The sequence below is a fragment of the Bradyrhizobium sp. genome (genome assembly GCF_019242285.1).
Lineage (GTDB): Bacteria > Pseudomonadota > Alphaproteobacteria > Rhizobiales > Xanthobacteraceae > Bradyrhizobium.
Genome location: NZ_JAFAVV010000340.1, coordinates 1 through 5,429, shown reverse-complemented (window position 1 = coordinate 5,429; position 5,429 = coordinate 1). Strand labels below are relative to the sequence as shown.

The following is a 5,429-nucleotide window of genomic DNA, read 5'->3' as shown; positions in this document are numbered from 1 at the left end:
ATCGCGGTGAAGAATTTCGCCAAGACCCATCCGGAGCTGACCTTCGTCAACGCCGCCTCGGGCGCGCAGGAGACGACTTATGTCGATCCGGCCCCAAATTTCTTCCGCTACAACATGGATGGCGCGCAGTGGCAGGTGGGCCTGGGCAAATACGCCTATGAGAGCAAGGGCTATCGCAAGATCGCGACCATCGGCGAGGACTACTCCTTCGTCTACACCCAGGTGTTCGGGCTGGTTCTCGAATTCTGCGCGGCCGGCGGCCAGGTCACCAACCGACAATGGGTGCCGCTCGGCACCAAGGATTTCGCCTCCGTCATCGCCGCGCTGCCGGATGACGTCGACGCGATCTATCTCGGTCTCGGCGGCGCCGACGCCGTCAACTTCCTCAACCAGTATCAGCAGGCCGGCGGCAAGGCGCACCTGATGGGCGGCTCGATCATGGTGGACCAGACCATCCTGTCGGCGAAGGGCAGCGCCAAGAACGCGCTGCTCGGCACGCTCGCCGCGAGCGGCCAGGCCGATACCTGGGAGGATCCCGGCTGGCAGAAATTCGTGAAGGCCTACCAGGATGCCTTCCCGCCGGAGAAGCGTTTCCCGAGCCCCTCGCTGCTCGCCACCAACTATTACGACGCGACGATGGCGCTGATCCTGGCGCTCCAGGAGGTCAAGGGTGATCTCAGCGACAACCAGTCCAAACTCAAGGCGGCACTGGCCAAGCTCGAGATCGACGCGCCGAACGGCAAGATCAAGCTCGACTCCAACCGCCAGGCGATCGGCACCAACTTCGTCACCGAGGTGGTGGATGACGGCAAGGGTGCGCTGTTCAGCAAGGTCGTGAAGGTCATCCCGAACGTCAACCAGACGCTCGGCTATGACCCGGCCGTATTCGCCAAGATAGGGCTGCCGAGCCGGACGGTGCCGGAGTGTAAGAAGTACTGACCTTTTTTCCCGCCGGCGAGCGGAAGGTGTTGCAGCCGGGGCGTTTTTCCGCCCCGGCGCGTGACCGCTCTTGCATTCTCCCCTGGGATCATGAACGCTGGTCGAAAGACGAAGAAATCATTCCCTGGGGAGGGAGGGCATGAGCAAGGCGCTTGCCGTCTTCCATGGCCGGTTCGGCCGCGCGACCGTCTATCAATTGAACCGGCCCTTCAACGTGCACGCGCATCGCGAAGGGCATCTGATCTTTCACGTCGGCGGAACGCCTGCCTGCATCGACGTCTGCGCCGAGCGCTATCTGCTGGCCGACGATTCCATCGTCGCGGTCAATCCCTGGGAGCCGCACAACTTCCTGCCCAATGACATCGGCGACGGTGCGATCTTCTTCGTGCTCTATGTCAACGCTGAATGGTTCGCGCCGCAGGCGTCGCGTCTCGATGCCGTGCGGTTCGGCCGCAATCATTTCAAGCGAACACCGACGCTCGACCGCCAGATCCGCCGCACCGCCGCGCTGGTCTGCGGCGCGCCCTCGCTTGCGACCCTCGACAGCGAGCTGCGGCAGCTCATCGACGTCTGTTATGAGGAGAGCTGGCAGACCGCGGAAAGCGGGCAAGAGCCGCGCGCCGCCGCTTCCGTCACCGATTTCCGCGTGCGCAAATGCATCAAGCTGATGTCGGAGAGCCCCTGCGCCGAGATCGAGCTCGACTCCATCGCACGCGAAAGCGGGCTGTCGCGGCCCCATTTCTACCGGTTGTTCAGGGTCCAGACCGGTGTGACGCCGCATCTCTATCTCAATACACTGATCATGGAGCGGGCGCTGGATGCGCTGGTCGCGACGGAGTCGCCGATCGCCGACATCGGATTCGATCTCGGCTTCTCCTCGCAGAGCGGTTTCACCCGCTTCTTCGCCGCCAATGTCGGCATGGCGCCGACCGACTATCGCCGCGCTGCAAAAGTCCTGCGTCCCTGATCGGCCGATCGCGAAAAGATACTGTCGATCAAGTGCATCCCTTGCCCCGCGGCTAGGATGCCGCGAACGCGACCTTGAGAAGGGGTCCGATGCGAGGGAGGTGCAATGGCCGGCAGCCGCATGCATCCGGAGTCATGCAGGCATGATCGCACGGTCATGGCCTCGAGGAGGCGGGCGGCGTGACACGGTTCATCGAACGTCATCCGGCCTGGGCGCTGATCATCCTGATCGCGGTCGCGCTTCTTGCATGGCTCGTCTTCGCGGTCTGGCCGCCGGCGCTGGAGGACGCAATCGGACGCAAGAAGATCTTCCTCAACGCGCTCTTCAACGGCGTCACGCTCGGGGGTCTTTATTTCCTGGTCGCCAGCGGCTTCACGCTGATCTTCGGCCTGATGCGCAACGTCAACCTGGCACACGGCTCGCTCTATCTGTTTGGCGGCTATGTCGGCTACGGCATCAGCGCTGCGACCGGCTCCTGGATACTCTCCTTCGTCGTCGCCTTCATCGCGGTCGCGCTGGTCGGCGTGCTGCTGCAAGTCCTGGTTTTCCGCCGCATGGAAGGGCAGGACTTGCGCCAGACCATGGTGACGATCGGGCTATCGATCGTGTTCGCCGACCTGATGCTGTGGGCTGTTGGCGGCGACTTCTACCAGGTCCAGACGCCGTCCTGGCTGGTCGGCCCGATCGAGCTGCCGCTGATGACGGCGGTCAAGTCGTCGGGCGAGGCGGTCTACCTGCAATATCCGCTGGTGAGGCTTGTGATCTTCGCCGCGTCCGTTGTCATCGGCGTGGCGATGTGGCTCGCGCTCAATCGCACCCGGATCGGCATGATGGTGCGGGCCGGAGTCGATGATCGCGACATCCTGGCCGCGACCGGCGTGCGCATCCAGCTCGTCTTCGTGCTGGTCTTCGCGCTCGGCGCGGGGCTGGCCGGCATTGCCGGCGTCGTCGGCGGCACTTTCCAGTCGATCTCGCCGGGCGAGGACACGCGTTTCCTGCTCGCCTCGCTGGTCGTCGTTATCGTCGGCGGCATGGGCTCGATCCCGGGAGCGGCGCTCGGCGCGCTGATCATCGGGCTCGCCGAGCAGCTCGGCTCCGTCTACATCCCGACCTATGCGATCGTGGTGACCTTCCTCATCATGGTGGTGGTGCTGGCGCTGCGGCCGCAGGGCCTGCTGGCGAGGCGCTGACATGTCCTTGATCGAGCGCGCCCATCTCGATGCCGATATAAGGACCGCCGAGCCGCGCCCGGCCTTCGCCGTACTCTCCGTCAACGAGCATCCCGCCGCCTGGATCGTGGCGGTTCTGCTCCTGATCATGCCGCTGATCGCCAACGGCTTCTTCCTGATCGAGATTTTCGGGCAGACGCTGATCCTCGGCATCATCGCGCTGAGCCTGATGTTCCTCGCCGGCTATGGCGGCATGGTCAGCCTGATGCAGCTCACGGTCGCCGGCTTCGCCGGCTACATGGTGGCGGTGTTCGGCGTCAGCGGCAATGCCAATATCAGCCTGGGCTGGCCATGGTGGCTCGCCATGCCTGTGGCGCTGGTGCTCGCGACGCTGTTCGGCACGCTCGGCGGCGCGCTCGCGGTGCGCACCGAGGGCATCTACACCATCATGATCACGCTCGCGATCGGGGCGGCGTTCTTCTACTTCACCAACCAGAACTGGGCGATCTTCAACGGCCACACCGGCATCAACACCGTCGCGACGCCGCACTTCTGGGGCATCGACTGGCGCGCCGACATTCCATTCTACTATCTGACGCTCGCGATCGCCGCGCTGTGCTATTTCGCGGTGCTCTATCTCTCTCGCGCGCCGTTCGGGCTCGCGCTGCAGGGCGTGCGCGACAACCCGCGCCGGATGGCCGCGCTTGGCTTCAACGTCAACGCCCATCGCGTCGCCGCCTACGCGCTCGCCGCCTTCATCGCCGCGCTCGGCGGCGTGCTCCAGGTCTGGGACTACCATCAGATTTCGCCGGGCTCGGTCGCGGTGGAACGCTGCATCGACATCCTCATCATCGCGGTGGTCGGTGGCATCACAAGGCCGGTCGGGCCGTTCATCGGCGCCTTCATTTTCGTGATGCTGCGTACTTTCGCGCTGGATTTCCTGGTCAAGATCGGGCTCGACGGCAACCGCTTCCGGCTGCTGATCGGCATCGGCTTCCTCGTCATCGTGTTCTGGTCATCCGACGGCGTCGTCGGCCTCTATGAACGCTGGAGGCGCAGCGGCAAGCCGGCGGCGACGCACCCACGCGGTGGGGGCGGCCATGGATAGGGTCGCGGATCGCCTGTCGGCCTTCGGCTCGACTGCCGCTCTCGAGCTGCGCGGCGTGACGCGGATGTTCGGCGCGCTGGCGGCGCTGACCGACGTCACCATCACCGTGCAGCCGGGCGAGCGGCGTGCGGTGCTCGGCTCCAACGGCGCCGGCAAGACCACGCTGTTCAATTGCGTCACCGGCGACTTCCCGCCGTCGTCCGGCACCATCCGATTCTTCGGTGAGGACGTCACCGGCTTCCCGCCGCATGAGCGCATCCGCCGCGGCCTGCGCCGCACCTATCAGATCTCCGCGTTGTTTCCGGGCCTGATGGTGCGTGACAACGTCTATCTCGCGTGCTGCGGCGTGTCGCGCGGACGCTTCTCGCTGCTGCGGCCCCGCGCGAACGACGTGCTGATGCATGCGGCGGAGCGGCTGATCGAAGCCGTGCACCTCTCCGCCGTGAGCGAGCGTCGCGTCTCCGAGCTCGCCCATGGCCAGCAGCGGCAGCTCGAGATCGCGCTGGCGCTCGCCGGCGCGCCGCGCCTCATCCTGTTCGACGAGCCGGCCGCGGGGCTGTCGCCCGCCGAGCGTCGCGAGCTGATCGAGATCTTGACCTCGCTGCCCTCGCATATCGGCTACATCATCATCGAGCACGACATGGACGTGGCGCTGCGCGTCGTCGAGAGCGTGACGATGATGCACAACGGCCGCATCTTCAAGGAAGGCCTGCCGCAGGAGATCGAATCCGATCCCGAAGTGCAGGAGCTTTACCTCGGAGGCGGCCATGAATGAGGTCCGCCGCTCGGCGCCTGCGCTCGAGGTCAGGGGCCTCGACGTGTATTATGGGCATTCGCATGCGCTGCAAGGCGTCGACCTGAGGCTGGAGTCCGGCGTGTTCTCGGTGGTCGGCCGCAACGGCATGGGCAAGACCACGCTGTGCAACACCATCATGGGGCTGCTGCGGGCGAGCAGCGGCTCGGTCCGCGTGCGCGGCGAGGACATCACGCGGATCGGCCCGACGCGGATCGCACAGCTCGGAGTTGGTTACGTGCCGCAGGGCAGGCGGTTGTGGCGCTCGCTCAGCGTGGATGAACATCTGCGGCTTGCCGCAGGCATGCGCCGCGGCGCCTGGAGCATCGAGCGCATCTATGAGACGTTCCCGCGGCTGGCCGAACGCAAGAGCAACGGCGGCGGTCAGCTCTCCGGCGGCGAACAGCAGATGCTGGCGATCGCTCGTGCGCTGCTGACCAACCCGCATCTCTT

6 protein-coding genes are annotated in these 5,429 nt (G+C 65.5%); all 6 read left to right on the top strand.

The features are described from left to right. A partial coding sequence (locus JOY90_RS13260; RefSeq protein WP_291691576.1) for an ABC transporter substrate-binding protein occupies positions 1-939 on the top strand: 939 nt, incomplete at its 5' end. 139 nt (positions 940-1,078) lie between these two features. Then, positions 1,079-1,906, top strand: a complete 828-nt coding sequence (locus tag JOY90_RS13255; RefSeq protein WP_291691575.1) for an AraC family transcriptional regulator — start codon at positions 1,079-1,081, stop codon at positions 1,904-1,906. Positions 1,907-2,085: 179 nt separating this feature from the next. Continuing rightward, positions 2,086-3,096, top strand: coding sequence for a branched-chain amino acid ABC transporter permease (locus JOY90_RS13250; protein WP_291691574.1), 1,011 nt, complete (start codon positions 2,086-2,088; stop codon positions 3,094-3,096). Between the two features lies 1 nt (position 3,097). Next, positions 3,098-4,183, top strand: a complete 1,086-nt coding sequence (locus JOY90_RS13245; RefSeq protein ID WP_291691573.1) for a branched-chain amino acid ABC transporter permease — start codon at positions 3,098-3,100, stop codon at positions 4,181-4,183. Further along, positions 4,176-4,958 (top strand): ABC transporter ATP-binding protein, encoded by a 783-nt coding sequence (locus tag JOY90_RS13240; RefSeq protein WP_291691572.1) that lies wholly within the window; start codon positions 4,176-4,178, stop codon positions 4,956-4,958. Before JOY90_RS13245 ends, JOY90_RS13240 begins: the two co-directional genes overlap by 8 nt. Next, the coding region (locus tag JOY90_RS13235) for an ABC transporter ATP-binding protein (protein WP_291691571.1) at positions 4,951-5,429 on the top strand (479 nt) is incomplete at its 3' end. The genes JOY90_RS13240 and JOY90_RS13235, both read left to right, overlap by 8 nt.

Coding starts and splice junctions, on each gene's coding strand:
- JOY90_RS13255 (WP_291691575.1), top strand. CDS start 1,079: ATGAGCAAGGCGCTTGCCGTCTTCCATGGCCGGTTCGGCCGCGCGACC.
- JOY90_RS13240 (WP_291691572.1), top strand. CDS start 4,176: ATGGATAGGGTCGCGGATCGCCTGTCGGCCTTCGGCTCGACTGCCGCT.
- JOY90_RS13245 (WP_291691573.1), top strand. CDS start 3,098: ATGTCCTTGATCGAGCGCGCCCATCTCGATGCCGATATAAGGACCGCC.